This window comes from Pseudomonas sp. Q2-TVG4-2 (assembly GCF_013620795.1).
Classification (GTDB): Bacteria; Pseudomonadota; Gammaproteobacteria; order Pseudomonadales; family Pseudomonadaceae; genus Stutzerimonas.
The window spans coordinates 34,509-48,800 of record NZ_LGLW01000007.1; the positions used below are offsets into that span (position 1 = coordinate 34,509).

Annotated in this window: 10 protein-coding genes and 3 tRNA genes; 10 read left to right on the plus strand and 3 right to left on the minus strand. The window is 59.7% G+C overall.

Annotation, left to right across the window (positions count from 1 at the left end; translation table 11 throughout):
- Positions 1-23 precede the first annotated feature (23 nt).
- The 7 genes from miaA (at position 24) to H3028_RS15760 (ending at position 7,656) form a co-directional block, all read left to right on the plus strand.
- Complete coding sequence (gene miaA, locus H3028_RS15730; protein ID WP_181298195.1) at positions 24-995, plus strand: tRNA (adenosine(37)-N6)-dimethylallyltransferase MiaA; 972 nt, start codon at positions 24-26, stop codon at positions 993-995.
- A gap of 90 nt (positions 996-1,085) precedes the next feature.
- On the plus strand, positions 1,086-1,340 hold the full coding sequence (gene hfq / locus H3028_RS15735; protein ID WP_168425119.1) for an RNA chaperone Hfq: 255 nt from the start codon (positions 1,086-1,088) through the stop codon (positions 1,338-1,340).
- Between the two features lie 12 nt (positions 1,341-1,352).
- Positions 1,353-2,654, plus strand: coding sequence for a ribosome rescue GTPase HflX (gene hflX, locus H3028_RS15740; RefSeq protein WP_181298196.1), 1,302 nt, complete (start codon positions 1,353-1,355; stop codon positions 2,652-2,654).
- A gap of 97 nt (positions 2,655-2,751) precedes the next feature.
- On the plus strand, positions 2,752-3,933 hold the full coding sequence (gene hflK, locus H3028_RS15745) for an FtsH protease activity modulator HflK (RefSeq protein ID WP_181298197.1): 1,182 nt from the start codon (positions 2,752-2,754) through the stop codon (positions 3,931-3,933).
- The gene (hflC, locus tag H3028_RS15750; protein ID WP_181298198.1) at positions 3,933-4,805 is read left to right on the plus strand and encodes a protease modulator HflC; all 873 of its coding nucleotides are present in this window, start codon (positions 3,933-3,935) and stop codon (positions 4,803-4,805) included. The genes hflK and hflC overlap by 1 nt, the downstream gene beginning before the upstream one ends.
- A gap of 280 nt (positions 4,806-5,085) precedes the next feature.
- Positions 5,086-6,273 carry an ATP phosphoribosyltransferase regulatory subunit gene (locus H3028_RS15755; protein ID WP_181298199.1) on the plus strand — a complete coding sequence of 396 codons (1,188 nt, stop codon included), beginning with the start codon at positions 5,086-5,088 and terminating at the stop codon, positions 6,271-6,273.
- Between the two features lie 87 nt (positions 6,274-6,360).
- Complete coding sequence (locus H3028_RS15760; RefSeq protein WP_181298200.1) at positions 6,361-7,656, plus strand: adenylosuccinate synthase; 1,296 nt, start codon at positions 6,361-6,363, stop codon at positions 7,654-7,656.
- A gap of 190 nt (positions 7,657-7,846) precedes the next feature.
- Here H3028_RS15760 and H3028_RS15765 read toward each other — a convergent pair.
- From H3028_RS15765 to H3028_RS15775, 3 genes are all read right to left on the minus strand, one after another.
- A tRNA-Leu gene (locus tag H3028_RS15765) sits at positions 7,847-7,933 on the minus strand.
- Positions 7,934-8,036: 103 nt separating this feature from the next.
- Positions 8,037-8,123, minus strand: a tRNA-Leu gene (locus H3028_RS15770).
- 103 nt (positions 8,124-8,226) lie between these two features.
- Positions 8,227-8,313: transfer RNA gene (locus H3028_RS15775), tRNA-Leu, on the minus strand.
- 205 nt (positions 8,314-8,518) lie between these two features.
- Here H3028_RS15775 and rnr point away from each other — a divergent pair.
- The 3 genes from rnr to H3028_RS15790 all read left to right on the plus strand — a co-directional run bounded on the left by rnr (position 8,519) and on the right by H3028_RS15790 (position 14,148).
- On the plus strand, positions 8,519-11,044 hold the full coding sequence (rnr, locus tag H3028_RS15780; protein WP_181298201.1) for a ribonuclease R: 2,526 nt from the start codon (positions 8,519-8,521) through the stop codon (positions 11,042-11,044).
- Positions 11,041-11,793 carry a 23S rRNA (guanosine(2251)-2'-O)-methyltransferase RlmB gene (gene rlmB, locus H3028_RS15785; protein ID WP_181298202.1) on the plus strand — a complete coding sequence of 251 codons (753 nt, stop codon included), beginning with the start codon at positions 11,041-11,043 and terminating at the stop codon, positions 11,791-11,793. Before rnr ends, rlmB begins: the two co-directional genes overlap by 4 nt.
- 180 nt (positions 11,794-11,973) lie before the next feature.
- Positions 11,974-14,148, plus strand: coding sequence for a PAS domain-containing protein (locus H3028_RS15790; RefSeq protein ID WP_181298203.1), 2,175 nt, complete (start codon positions 11,974-11,976; stop codon positions 14,146-14,148).
- Positions 14,149-14,292: the final 144 nt, after the last annotated feature.

Sequence of the window (14,292 nt, forward strand, 5' to 3'; positions counted from 1 at the left end):
ACCACCTTACTTTCGAGCCATCGATGTCCCGATTACCGCCCGCCATTTTCCTCATGGGCCCTACTGCCGCAGGCAAGACCGATCTGGCGATGCAGCTCGCCAGCATGCTCCCCTGTGATCTGATCAGCGTCGATTCAGCCTTGGTGTACCGGGACATGGACATCGGTACGGCCAAGCCATCGGCCGAGCTGCTCCGGGAGTTCCCGCATCGGCTGATCGATATCCGTGACCCGGCGCAAAGCTACTCGGCGGCGGAGTTTGTCGACGACGCGCTGGCGGCGATGGCTGACAGTACCGCTGCGGGGCGCATCCCGTTATTGGTTGGCGGGACCATGCTCTACTTCAAGGCATTGATTGAGGGTCTCGCCGATATGCCTGCGGCTGATCTCTCTGTGCGCGCCGAGTTGGAGGCGCAGGTGCAGGTCGAAGGGTTGGGAGCGCTCCATCGACAGCTGGCCGAGGTCGATCCGGAGTCTGCCGCGCGGATTCATCCCAACGATCCTCAACGTCTGATCAGGGCGCTAGAGGTCTACCGTGTCAGCGGTATCAGCATGAGCGAGCACCGTGCCCGACAAAGGTTGCAAAAAGCCGTAGCGGGCACGCCAGACGGCGGCGTCTTGCCTTATACTGTCGCCCAGTTGTCCGTTGCGCCCGCGCAGCGACAGGTCTTGCATCAGCGTATCGAACAGCGGTTCGTGGCGATGGTTGAACAGGGCTTTGTCGAAGAGGTCGAAAAACTCCGTAGGCGTGGCGATCTGCATCCCGAGCTGCCCTCCATGCGTGCCGTAGGCTATCGCCAGGTCTGGAATTACCTGGACGGTGCCTATTCGCGGGGCGAGATGGTTCAGCGCGGCGTTATCGCTACTCGACAGCTGGCCAAGCGTCAATTGACCTGGCTGCGGGGATGGGAGGGGGTTCACTGGCTGGAAAGCTCGGCCTGCGACAATCTGCCGCGAGCATTGAAATACTTGGAGAGGCTCACCATATTGAGCTGACACTGTAATCTGACCGGCTATCCTCAGACATTGATCGGCCGTGTTTGATTCTAAAAAACTAATGAAAAGATCCTTTAAGGAGTGCGGCACATGTCAAAAGGGCATTCGCTACAAGACCCTTACCTGAACACATTGCGTAAGGAACGCGTTCCGGTTTCCATCTACCTGGTCAATGGCATCAAGCTCCAGGGGCAGATCGAATCATTCGACCAGTTCGTCATCCTGTTGAAGAATACGGTCAGCCAGATGGTTTACAAGCACGCCATTTCGACCGTTGTTCCTGGCCGTCCGGTGCGCCTGCCCGCCACGGGTGATGCAGAGCAGTCCGAGTCGGGTAACGACTAAAGGGGGCGTTCATTGTTCTTCGAACGTCCCGGTGGCGGTGAGCGGGCTATCCTGGTTCATCTGGATGGCCAGGATCCAGCGGCGCGTGAAGACCCTCAGGAATTTCGGGAGTTGGCGCGATCAGCCGGCGCCGAAACCGTTGGCTTCGTCAATATCGCCAGGCATCAACCTTCAGCCAAGTTTTTAATCGGCAGCGGCAAAGTCGAAGAATTGCATGGTCTCGTCAAGGATGGCGAGGTCGAGCTGGTCATCTTCAATCACACACTGACGCCCAGTCAGGAGCGTAATCTTGAGCGAGCGCTCGAATGCCGCGTGCTTGATCGAACCGGCCTGATCCTGGATATCTTTGCTCAGCGGGCGCGTACCCATGAGGGCAAGCTGCAGGTTGAGTTGGCCCAGTTGGAACATATGAGCACGCGTCTGGTGCGAGGCTGGACCCACCTTGAGCGGCAGAAGGGTGGTATCGGTCTGCGCGGCCCGGGTGAAACTCAGCTGGAAACCGACCGACGCCTGCTGCGAGTACGCATTCGGCAAATCAAACAACGCCTGGAAAAGGTCCGTGGTCAGCGTGAGCAGGCCCGTCGGGGTCGCCGGCGGGCCGACATTCCGCTGGTTTCTCTGGTGGGCTACACCAACGCTGGCAAGTCCACGCTGTTCAATGCCCTGACCGAATCTGACGTTTACGCCGCCAACCAGCTGTTTGCCACGCTCGACCCGACCTTGCGTCGTCTAGAGCTGAGTGACCTCGGGCCGGTAGTGCTCGCCGATACGGTGGGTTTCATTCGTCATCTGCCACACAAGCTGGTTGAGTCCTTCCGGGCGACGCTCGAAGAGTCGAGCAATGCCGATCTGCTGTTGCATGTGATCGATGCTCACGAGCCCGAGCGCGATCAACAGATAGAGCAGGTGTTAGCAGTGCTGACTGAGATCGGCGCGCACGAGCTGCCGATTCTGGAGGTCTACAACAAGGTAGACCTGCTGGAAAGCATCGAGCCGCAGATCCAGCGAAACGCCGATGGCGTGCCGCAGCGGGTCTGGGTATCGGCACAGCAGGGACTCGGCCTCGATCTGCTGAAGCAGGCGGTCGCCGAATTGCTCGGCAATGATTTATTCGTGGGAACGCTTCGGCTCCCTCAGAGCCTTGGGCGGCTGCGGGCGCAGCTCTTCGAGTTGGGTGCGGTTCAGTCCGAGTCTCATGATGAAGAGGGTGGCAGCCTGCTCGATGTGCGATTGCAGCGTGTCGAACTGCATCGTCTGATTAGTCGGGCAGGTCTCGAGGTGGAGCAGTTTTTCGAACAACACACTTTGCAATAAAGCTCGGGGGGCTTTTAAGCCGTTCGTTCCGGGCTTTCGGTAGCATTGGCGGGCGCGCCGTTGGCGCGCCTTTAGCTTTATTTGAATGGAGAGCGCTATGGCTTGGAATGAGCCGGGTGGCAACTCGAACAACCAGGATCCCTGGGGTAGCGGTGGCGGTGGTCGTCGCGGTGGTGGCGATCAGAAGGGTCCGCCGGACCTGGATGAGGCTTTCCGAAAATTACAGGACAGCCTCAACGGCATGTTCGGCGGCAAAAAGCGTAGCGGCGGGTCGTCAGGTGGTGGTGCCGGACGGCGCGGCGGGTTCGGGCTGCTCTGGATCGGCCTGGTGCTGCTGCTCGCCGTCTGGCTGTTCAACGCGATCTATATCGTCGATGAGCAGGAGCAGGCCGTGGTGTTGCGCTTCGGCAAGTATCACGAAACCGTAGGGCCGGGTTTGAATATATATTTCCCGCCGTTCGATCGTAAGTTCCAGGCCAATGTCACTCGTGAGCGCTCCTACAGCAAGCAGGGGCAAATGCTTACCGAAGACGAGAACATCATCGAAGTGCCATTGACGGTGCAGTACAAGATCAGCGATCTGCAGGCCTTCGTGCTCAACGTCGATGATCCGGAAGCGTCGTTGCAGCACGCGACCGATAGTGCGGTGCGTCATGTGGTGGGCTCGACCGCCATGGATCAGGTGCTGACCGAAGGGCGTGAAGCTATGGCTGGTGAGGTCAAGGAGCGCCTGCAGCGTTTCCTCGACAACTACGGCACCGGCATCATCGTCACCCAGGTCAACCTTCAGAGTGCGGCAGCGCCACGCGAAGTGCAGGAAGCCTTCGATGACGTGATCCGTGCTCGTGAAGACGAGCAGCGCGAGAAGAATCAGGCCGAGTCTTATGCCAATGGGGTCATCCCCGAGGCGCGCGGCCAGGCTCAGCGCATGTTGGAGGAGGCAAGCGGCTACCGCGATGCGGTGATTTCACGGGCTCAGGGTGAGGCGGACCGCTTCTCCAAGCTGGTTGCCGAGTACCGAAAGGCACCTGACGTGACGCGTGAACGCCTGTACATGGAAACCATGCAGGAAGTGATGAGCAATACCAGCAAGGTCCTCGTGACTGGCGAGAAGGGGCAGAACAACCTGCTCTATCTACCGCTGGACAAGATGATTAACAGCCGTGGCGCTGCTTCCGAGCGGTCTGCGGCGGCATCCGCGTCGGGCTCCTCGACTCAGACTACGCGGTTGCCTCCTGAGCTGGATCCGCGCGAAGTGCGTACAAGGGAGGTCCGCTGATGAGCAATAAGTCCCTGACCGCCCTGATTGTGGGTGTAGTGCTGGCGATCGTGTTGTGGAATAGCTTCTACATTGTCTCGCAGACAGAGCGTGCGGTAATGCTGCGCTTCGGTCGTATCGTCGAGCCGGACGTGAAGCCGGGTCTTCATTTGAAGATTCCTTACGTGAACAGCGTGCGCAAGTTCGATGCCCGTCTGATGACGCTCGATACCACCACGTCGCGGTTCCTGACGTTGGAAAAGAAAGCCTTGATGGTCGACTCCTATGCCAAATGGCGTGTGGATGATGCCGAGCGTTTCTATACTGCGACCTCAGGTATGAAGCAGATTGCAGATGAGCGCCTTGCGCGTCGTCTGGAGGCTGCACTGCGAGATCAGTTCGGTAAGCGAACCCTGCACGAATCCGTGTCAGGTCAGCGCGACGAGCTGATGAGTCTGGTGACCAACAGCTTGAATCGGGCAGCGCAGCAGGAGCTCGGTATCGAAGTGGTCGATGTTCGTGTCAAGGGCATTGATCTTCCTCGCGAGGTGAATCGCAGCGTGTTCGAGCGTATGAGCTCCGAGCGTGAGCGAGAAGCGCGTGAGCACCGGGCGAAAGGTAAGGAATTGGCCGAGGGTATCCGTGCCGATGCTGATCGTCAGCGTCGTGTGCTGCTGGCTGAGGCGTTCCGGGAGGCCGAGGAGCTGCGCGGTGATGGTGATGCGCAGGCGGCGGCGATCTATGCTGGGGCGTACGGCCAGGATCGGGAGTTCTATTCCTTCCATCGCAGCTTGCAGGCCTATCGCGAGAGCTTTGCCAACAAGGAAGATGTGCTGGTGCTGGATCCGAATAGCGACTTCTTCCGTTATCTGGAATCCTCGACAGCGCAGTGATCGCAAGGGCCATCCGGCCGGACGATGTCGTCCGCCGGGTGACCCGTTGGCGAAACATTGCTATGATCCGCGAGCCGGGGAAAACCCGGCTTTTTTGCGTCTGTGTCCCAGTGGGTCGCAGACGGATCCGGGCATGGCCAGCCATGCTGATCCCCTTTCAGGGCATGGCGTTGTCGCCATGGTTCGAACACAATCGCACGCGACCGGTGGGCGGCTCAGGCTGTGGCCCCGGTGTTCGTCTGCTTGACTAGGCTTGCCGTATCGAGAGGTGATTGGCGAAATGGCAACGGTAGACCGCTGGCTTCTGCCAGATGGCATCGAAGAGGTGCTGCCGCCCGAGGCGGCGCGTATCGAGACCGCACGACGTCGCGTGCTGGATCTGTTCCAGCGCTGGGGCTATGAGTTGGTCATTACCCCTCACGTGGAGTTTCTCGAGTCGCTGCTCACCGGTGCGGGGCAGGACCTTGATCTCAAGACTTTCAAAGTCATCGATCCGTTGTCGGGCAGGCAGATGGGCTTGCGTGCGGATATCACTCCACAGGTCGCGCGCGTGGACGCCCACACCTTGCGCCGGGAAGGCCCCAGTCGGCTCTGCTACGCCGGTAGCGTGTTGCATGCCAAGCCCCAGGCGCTCGCCACTTCGCGCAGCCCGATTCAACTCGGTGCGGAGCTTTACGGTGACAGCAGCATCTCCAGCGACCTTGAGGTGATCAGTCTGATGCTGGAAACCCTCGGTCTGGCCGATGTGCCTGAAGTGCACATGGACCTCGGGCATGTGGGTATCTATCGCGGGTTGGCGCAGGCGGCGGGCCTGTCCGGAGATGCCGAGCAGCGGCTGTTCGATGCCTTGCAGCGTAAGGCAATGGATGAGATTTTCGCTTTGACAACCAACGTCGAGCCGGCGCTGGCGGGCATGCTGCGCGCGCTGGCGAGGCTTTGCGGCGGGCGCGAGACGCTGGATGCGGCGCGTACGGCGCTTGCCGGTGCGCCTGCCGCGGTACTCGAATCGCTTGAAGACCTGGTCCATATTGCCAGTCAGCTGGCAGCACGGTACCCGCAGCTGCCGCTGTATTTCGATCTGGGTGAATTGCGCGGTTATCACTATCACACCGGTGTCGTATTCGCGGTGTTCGTGCCGGGCGTTGGGCAATCAATTGCCCAGGGCGGTCGTTATGACGACATTGGTGCGGATTTTGGCCGGGCGCGCCCGGCGACCGGCTTTTCGACGGACCTGAAAACCCTGGTCAGCCTTGGTAATGCCCAGCTTGTGGCTCCCGTCGTCGGTGTCTGGGCGCCGTATAGCACCGATCCTGCGTTATGGCAGGCGGTATGCCGGCTGCGTGAGCGGGGCGAGCGTGTGGTGCAGGCCCTGGAGGGGCAGCAGAGCGATGCGGCACTAAGCGTTGGCTGCGACCGGCAGTTGCTTCTGCAAGAAGGTTCCTGGGCCGTAACGCCACTGGCCCGCTGAAGCGGGTTTCGCTGTCTGCGCCAGGCTGGTTTTCCAGATTTTTTCGCCGGTCGTGACCGGTATGCTTCGCCAAGAGGACAAAGGTTTATGGGTAAGAATGTCGTGGTCCTGGGCACCCAATGGGGTGATGAGGGCAAGGGCAAGATCGTCGATCTGCTGACCGACCAGGCGGCGGCCGTGGTTCGTTTCCAGGGTGGCCACAATGCCGGTCACACCCTGGTCATCGATGGCGAAAAAACCGTGCTGCATCTGATTCCGTCCGGGATTCTGCGTGAAAACGTGCAGTGTCTGATTGGCAACGGTGTGGTCGTTGCGCCAGACGCCCTGATGCGCGAGATCACCAAGCTGGAAGAAAAGGGCGTGCCGGTGCGCGAGCGTCTGCGCATCAGTCCCGCCTGTACGCTGATTCTGCCGTATCACGTGGCTCTGGATCAGGCCCGCGAAGCATCTCGCTCTGAAGGCAAGATCGGCACCACGGGCCGCGGTATCGGCCCCGCCTACGAGGACAAGGTGGCGCGCCGCGGTCTGCGAATTGGTGATCTGTTCAATCCCGAGCGCTTTACCGTCAAGCTGCGTGAGCTGCTCGAATATCACAATTTCATTCTGCAGAATTTCTACAAGGTTGAGCCCGTCGATTTCCAAAAGACTTTGGACGAAGCGCTGGGTTATGCCGAGATCCTCAAGCCGATGATGACTGACGTCTCGGCTCGCCTGCATGAGTTGCGCAAGCAGGGCGCGCGTATCATGTTCGAGGGCGCTCAGGGCTCGTTGCTGGATATCGATCACGGTACCTACCCGTATGTAACCAGTTCCAGCACCACGGCTGGCGGCACGGCAACCGGTTCTGGTTTCGGTCCGCTGTATCTGGATTACATCCTCGGTATTACCAAGGCCTACACGACGCGCGTTGGTTCAGGTCCGTTCCCGACGGAGCTGTTCGATGAGGTGGGTGCTCGCCTGGCTGAGCGTGGCCATGAATTCGGGTCTACGACTGGCCGGGCGCGTCGCTGCGGCTGGTTCGATGCAGTGATCCTGCGCCGCGCCATTGAGATCAACAGTGTGTCGGGGATCTGCTTGACCAAGCTGGATGTGCTTGATGGACTGGAAACTATCCGTATCTGCGTGGCGTACAAGGATCGGAACGGAGAAACGCTGGTTGATGCGCCGACCGATGCAGACAGCTATCAGGGGTTGCAGCCAGTTTACGAAGAACTGCCTGGCTGGAGCGAGTCCACTGTCGGCGTCAAGTCGCTCGATGCGCTGCCGGCTAACGCCCGTGCGTATATCAAGCGAATCGAAGAGCTCGTCGAAGCGCCGGTCGATATCATTTCCACCGGCCCGGATCGCAACGAGACGATCGTGCTGCGTCACCCTTACGCCTGATTATCACGGCAAAGAAATGGACCGCCTTCGGGCGGTCTTTTCGTTCTGGCTGAGTGCTGAGTGGCAGGCTGAGCGGGCCGAAATGCAGTGGTGCATGAATCTAAACGTCCAGTTAACCAGTGCTGCCGGGCCACTTCTTTGCGGGCGGAAACGAAAAAACCGAGCCAGTGGCTCGGTTTTTTCTGAAGAGTGGTGCCCAGGAGAAGACTCGAACTTCCACGATGTTGCCATCGCTAGGACCTGAACCTAGTGCGTCTACCAATTCCGCCACCTGGGCACATTGCGATGATTGCTCATCGGCTTCTGTCGATTGCTGGTCGAGGCCGACAAACCTCGCGTCTATGAGACTCTCGCCATTGGCAAGAACCTCATCAAGTAAATGGTGCCCAGGAGAAGACTCGAACTTCCACGATGTTGCCATCGCTAGGACCTGAACCTAGTGCGTCTACCAATTCCGCCACCTGGGCACATTGCGATGATTGCTCATCGGCTTCTGTCGATTGCTGGTCGAGGCCGACAAACCTCGCGTCTATGAGACTCTCGCCATTGGCAAGAACCTCATCAAGTAAATGGTGCCCAGGAGAAGACTCGAACTTCCACGATGTTGCCATCGCTAGGACCTGAACCTAGTGCGTCTACCAATTCCGCCACCTGGGCACTGCAAACGATGATACTTCGTCGTTTCCGTGTTACAACGTCTACCAGACATTGTGGGCGCGAACTATACGGGCGGGGTTACGCCTTGTAAAGCCCAGCAAAGGAAAAATTAATTCGCTCGAAAGCTGCCGTCGGCACGCGTTTCGCGCTTCAATAGATATAGGGCGTTCTGCCTCTATAAATGAATGAAAGGTGACATCTCTTAATGGCCGATTGGCAATCCCTCGACCCCGAGGCCGCACGTGAAGCGGAAAAGTACGAAAACCCCATCCCCAGCCGCGAGCTGATTATCAAGCACCTGAGCGAGCGTGGCTCGCCAGCGGCGCGTGAGCAGCTGGTGGAAGAGTTCGGATTATCCTCCGAAGACGATATCGAAGCTCTGCGCCGCCGTTTGCGCGCGATGGAGCGTGACGGTCAGCTGATCTATACCCGGCGCGGCACCTATGCCCCGGTGGACAAGCTGGATCTGGTTTGCGGTCGTGTCAGTGGCCACCGCGACGGTTTTGGCTTTCTGATCCCCGATGATCGCAGCGACGACCTGTTCCTGAGTCCTGCGCAGATGCGTCTGGTATTCGATGGTGACCGTTGCCTGGCCCGTGTGGCCGGGCTCGATCGCCGCGGTCGCCGCGAAGGGGCCATCGTCGAAGTGATCAGTCGTGCCCATGAAACAATCGTTGGCCGCTATCAGGAAGAAAGCGGAATCGGTTTCGTTATGGCCGACAACCCCAAGATTCAGCAGGAAGTCCTGGTGACGCCAGGGCGCTCCATGGATGCCAAGCCGGGGCAGTTCGTCGAGATCAAGATCACCCATTGGCCGACTCAGCGCTTTCAGCCTCAGGGCGATGTGGTCGAGGTGATAGGCAACTACATGGCGCCGGGTATGGAAATCGACGTCGCCCTGCGCAGCTTCGATATACCTCATGTCTGGCCTGATGCGGTTAAGCGTGAGGCGGCCAAGCTCAAGCCGGAAGTGGAGGAGAGAGACAAGCAGAAACGCGTCGATCTTCGCCATCTGCCCTTCGTCACCATTGACGGCGAAGATGCGCGGGACTTCGACGATGCGGTCTATTGCGAGAAGCTCAGCGGCTGGAAACTTTTCTCTGGTGGCTTCCGCCTGTACGTCGCGATCGCCGACGTCTCGCATTACGTCAAGGTCGGTTCAGCACTGGATCAGGAGGCCGAGTTGCGAGGCACCTCGGTGTACTTCCCTGAGCGCGTCGTGCCGATGCTGCCGGAGGAACTGTCGAATGGCCTCTGCTCGTTGAATCCGCACGTCGACCGTCTGGCCATGGTATGTGAAATTACCCTGAACAAATCGGGGAAGATGACGGACTACCAGTTCTACGAAGCTGTCATTCACTCCCATGCACGGCTGACCTACAACAAGGTCAGCAGCATGCTGGAGGAGCCATCTTCGGCCGAAGGCAAGCGCCTGATCGGTGAATATGGGGAGGTGTTGCCGCACCTCAAGCAGCTGTATGCGCTATATAAAGTGCTGCTCAAGGGGCGTCATAGCCGGGGTGCGATCGACTTTGAAACCCAGGAAACACGCATCGTCTTCGGTGCCGAGCGCAAGATCGCGGCGATCAAACCCACCGAGCGCAACGACGCTCACAAGCTGATCGAGGAATGCATGCTGTGCGCCAACGTGGCCACCGCACGCTTCCTTCAGGATCATGATATTCCGGGCCTGTATCGCGTCCACGACGGCCCACCACTCGAGCGCCAGGAGAAGTTGCGGGCGTTTCTAGGCGAGCTGGGGCTGACTCTGCATAAAGGCAAGGAAGGGCCGACGCCGAAGGATTATCAGGCGCTCCTCGAGCGTATCCAAGGGCGTCCGGATTTCCATGTGATTCAGACGGTGATGCTTCGATCGCTCAGTCAGGCGGTCTATAGTCCCGATAATAACGGTCACTTCGGTCTGAATTACGAGGCGTACGCACACTTCACCTCACCGATCCGCCGCTACCCAGATCTGCTGATTCATCGCGCAATCCGCAGCATCATCCGCTCGCGCCGGGATACGTCCCATGTGCGTCGTGAGGGTGCGACCAGCATGCCCAAGGCGCGCATCTATCCGTATGACGAGGCGAAGCTGGAGCAGTTGGGCGAGCAATGCTCGATGACCGAGCGGCGTGCCGACGAAGCGACCCGCGACGTGGTGAACTGGCTTAAATGCGAGTTCATGAAAGATCGGGTTGGCGAAAGCTTTCCGGGCGTCATCACGGCAGTCACCGGGTTCGGCCTGTTCGTCGAGCTGACCGATATCTATGTCGAGGGTCTGGTCCACGTGACCGCCATGCCCGGCGATTACTATCACTTCGATCCGCTGCATCATCGCCTTTCGGGGGAGCGCAGTGGGCGCAGCTTCCGTCTCGGCGACAGCGTTGAGGTGCGGGTCATGCGCGTCGATCTCGACGAGCGCAAGATCGACTTCGAACTGATTAGCGGCGGCAGCAAGACCGGCACCGCTGAGCGCAGCTCAGCGGATGGCCGGGGCGCGCGTAAGGATGGACGCAGCAAAAAGGCGGATGCGTCATCCCCCAAGGCGCGGGAATCCGTCAGCCCTGAGGTGCGCAAAAGCCGCGAGATGAAAAAGGCTCTGCTTGGCGATGCCAAGGGGGACAAGTCGGCGAAAGGTAAACCCAAGCGCAGCTCCTCGAAGTCAAAAGCCAAACCATCCAGCACGCCGGACGGCAGTGCGCCACGCAAGCGCAAGGCCAAGTCATGAGTGATTTGGAAAAAATATACGGCCTACACGCCGTAGAGGCCTTGCTTCGCCATCATCCGAAGCGGGTCAAGCAGGTCTGGCTGGCCGAAGGGCGCGACGATCCACGCGTGCAGACGCTGATCCAGTTGGCCGCGCAATCGAAGGTGCGTATCGGCCACTGCGAACGCCGAGAAATGGATGCTTGGGTCGAAGGTGTCCATCAAGGCGTGGTGGCCGATGTCAGTCCCAGCCAGGTCTGGGGTGACGCGATGCTTGAAGAGCTGCTGGACCGGACTGAAGGTGCGCCGTTGTTGCTCGTGCTCGATGGCGTCACGGACCCTCATAATCTGGGCGCCTGCCTGCGTACCGCCGATGCGGCTGGAGCGCTGGCGGTGATCATTCCCAAAGACAAATCTGCAACCTTGAACGCCACGGTGCGCAAGGTGGCCTGCGGTGCGGCAGAAGTCATCCCGCTGGTGGCGGTTACAAACCTTGCGCGAACGCTGGAAAAGCTGCAGCAGCGTGGCTTATGGGTCGTCGGTACCGCTGGGGAGGCCGAGCAGGAGATCTACGACCAGGACCTCAGTGGCCCTATTGTTCTGGTGATGGGAGCGGAAGGTAAGGGCATGCGGCGCTTGACGCGCGAGCATTGTGATTTCCTGGTGAGACTGCCAATGGCCGGGTCTGTCAGTAGCCTCAATGTGTCGGTTGCCACCGGCGTCTGTCTGTTCGAAGCGCTGCGCCAGCGTCGTTCGGGTAGGTCGGTCTAGTCGGCAAGCGGCCGCTGCAGCGCCGTCGACCCCAGCGTTACCGCCTCATTCGAAACGGATCGCCTCCGTCGCGGTCAACTGCCCATTCCTGATTTACGGCCGGCTCCGTCGGCTGTTGGTTTGCGCGTCCGGTGGTCACTCTCGATGTAGACCGCGACAGGCACGCACCATGGAGGTTGTATGCCGCAACGCCCGCCTTTCGAGGCACTGTTCAGGGTTTCTCCGAACGCCTATCTGCTGCTTGACCGTGAGCTGACCATACTGGATGCTAACGACGCATATCTGAAGCTCACCGCGCGTACGCTCGATGAGATCGCGGGGCGGCGCATACACGAGGCGTTCGCGGCGGATCCGAAAGCGCCGGAAACGACCCATGTCGATGAGCTACTGGAGTCGTTTGCTCGGGTGCTGCGCAGCAAGGCCGTTGATACGTTGCCGGTCATCCGTTACTCGATCGCGGTGAGCTCCGATCGCGGCGCGTCCTATCAGGATCGTTACTGGAGCGCGACGCATACACCGGTGCTTGATGAACGCGGCGAAGTGAGCGCTATCCTGCAGCACACGGTGGACATCACCGAGCTGCAATCGCTCAAGGATTCCCTGCGTTCGGCCGAGTCCCGGGGTCAGCCCTTGCAGCAGATTCAGGCCGCGATCATGGCGCGCGCTAGATCGATGCAAGACGAAGGCAATCAACTGCGCCAACTTTTCTCCCAGGCGCCGGGTTTCGTCTGCTTTCTGCGTGGCCCGGAGCATGTATACGAGTTGGTCAACGAAGCCCATCAACAATTGACCGGCTATCGCCAGCTGATCGGTAAGCGTGTGAGCGATGGTCTGCCCGAGTTGTCGAAGCAGGGTTTCATCGAGTTGCTGGACGAGGTCTATCGCACTGGAGAACCCTACATTGGCAAGGGGATGCGAGCGCTGTTTGAGCGTCGTCCCGGTGCAGGGCTCGAGGAGGTCTACCTCGATTTCGTGTTTCAGCCAATCGTCGAGCGCGACGGCCAAGTATCGGGCATTTTCGTGCAGGGCAATGATGTGACCGAGCAGCATCGCAACCAGCAGGAGCTGCGCGAACACCGCGAGCATCTAGAGGAGCTGGTTCGTGATCGGACGCGTGAGCTCTTACATAGCGAATCCGAACGCCGCGTGGCAGAGGCGGCGCTGATGCAATCGCAGAAACTCGAAGCGGTGGGCAAGCTGACTGGTGGCATCGCTCACGATTTCAACAACATGCTGCAGATCATCGGCGGCAACCTCCAGCTGTTGCGTCGGAACCTGGGCACCGACGAGACGGCGCAGCGGCGTCTGGAGTCCGCAGTTGGCGGTGTGGAGAAAGGTGCGCGTCTGGCGTCGCAGTTGCTCGCGTTCGCCAGTCGCCAGCCGCTTCAGCCCCAATCGGTTGATCTGCGCGAGTTGCTCGGGCAAATGAGCGAGTTGCTGGGTGGCGCTCTAGGTCGGGCGATGAATGTGGAGATCGATGCTCAGCCGAACCTGTGGCCGGTCTTTGCCGACGTAGGCAATCTGCAAGCCGCGATCCTCAATCTTGCGGTCAATGCGCGTGATGCAATGGTGGGTGGTGGTGCGTTGTGTATACGCTTGCGCAACCGCTCGCTGGACCCCACGCAGCTCGCGGGTCAGCCGGATGTCGTTGCGGGGCCGTACGTCGAGTTGAGTGTGATCGACGGAGGTGTGGGAATGCGCCCGGAGGTGAAGGTGCGCGCATTCGAGCCGTTCTTTACCACCCGTCAGGACGCCAATGCCTCAGGTCTCGGTCTGAGCATGGTCTATGGCTTCGTCAAGCAGAGCGGCGGATTCGTCGTGCTGGAAAGCGAAGAGGGGGGCGGTACGTCCGTGAGCGTATACCTGCCGCGTGATGCCGCCGAGCGGCAGCGGGACGTTCAGGAGGCGATCGCCAGCAGCGATCTGAAACCGGCGCTGACGACATCGCCTGGTGAGGGCGAGGCGTTGCCGGAGCAGGCCACTGGTTTGAGTATTCTCTTTGTCGAGGATGATCCGACGCTGCGTATGCTCACTGGCGAGGTGATGGAAGAGCTTGGCCATGAAGTCAGTGCATGCGAATCGGCGGAGGCCGCGCTGGAGCAGTTGGGACAGCGTCGCTTCGATGTGCTGCTAACCGATGTGGGGCTGGCCGGTATGAGCGGCATCGAACTGGTGCGCCAAGCAAAATCGCGCGATTCCGCACTGAGCGTCGTGATCGCCTCCGGTTATGCCATCAATGCACGTGACGAAGGTCTGGAAGATATGCGGACCATGCTCAAGCCTTACGATATCCATCAGGTCCGATCATTGCTTGAAAGTATTCGAGCCGAGCGCTCCCTCGCCAAGCGAGGCTGAGTCCGGCTGGTTAAATAATCACCAAGGCGCCTTGCGTGGTTGATCGGGCTTCTCTAGAATTGCGCCCCTTGCCCGGATGGCAGGCGTTTGCGCGCCTCTCTGGCAGGCAAGACAAACATACTCATTCACTCCTTGCCTGATCCG

Bases quoted from the DNA above. Each gene is read 5' to 3' on its own strand.
- H3028_RS15760 (WP_181298200.1), top strand. From the start codon at position 6,361: ATGGGTAAGAATGTCGTGGTCCTGGGCACCCAATGGGGTGATGAGGGC.
- miaA (WP_181298195.1), top strand. From the start codon at position 24: ATGTCCCGATTACCGCCCGCCATTTTCCTCATGGGCCCTACTGCCGCA.
- hflK (WP_181298197.1), top strand. From the start codon at position 2,752: ATGGCTTGGAATGAGCCGGGTGGCAACTCGAACAACCAGGATCCCTGG.
- H3028_RS15790 (WP_181298203.1), top strand. From the start codon at position 11,974: ATGCCGCAACGCCCGCCTTTCGAGGCACTGTTCAGGGTTTCTCCGAAC.
- hfq (WP_168425119.1), top strand. From the start codon at position 1,086: ATGTCAAAAGGGCATTCGCTACAAGACCCTTACCTGAACACATTGCGT.
- rnr (WP_181298201.1), top strand. From the start codon at position 8,519: ATGGCCGATTGGCAATCCCTCGACCCCGAGGCCGCACGTGAAGCGGAA.
- rlmB (WP_181298202.1), top strand. From the start codon at position 11,041: ATGAGTGATTTGGAAAAAATATACGGCCTACACGCCGTAGAGGCCTTG.
- hflC (WP_181298198.1), top strand. From the start codon at position 3,933: ATGAGCAATAAGTCCCTGACCGCCCTGATTGTGGGTGTAGTGCTGGCG.
- H3028_RS15755 (WP_181298199.1), top strand. From the start codon at position 5,086: ATGGCAACGGTAGACCGCTGGCTTCTGCCAGATGGCATCGAAGAGGTG.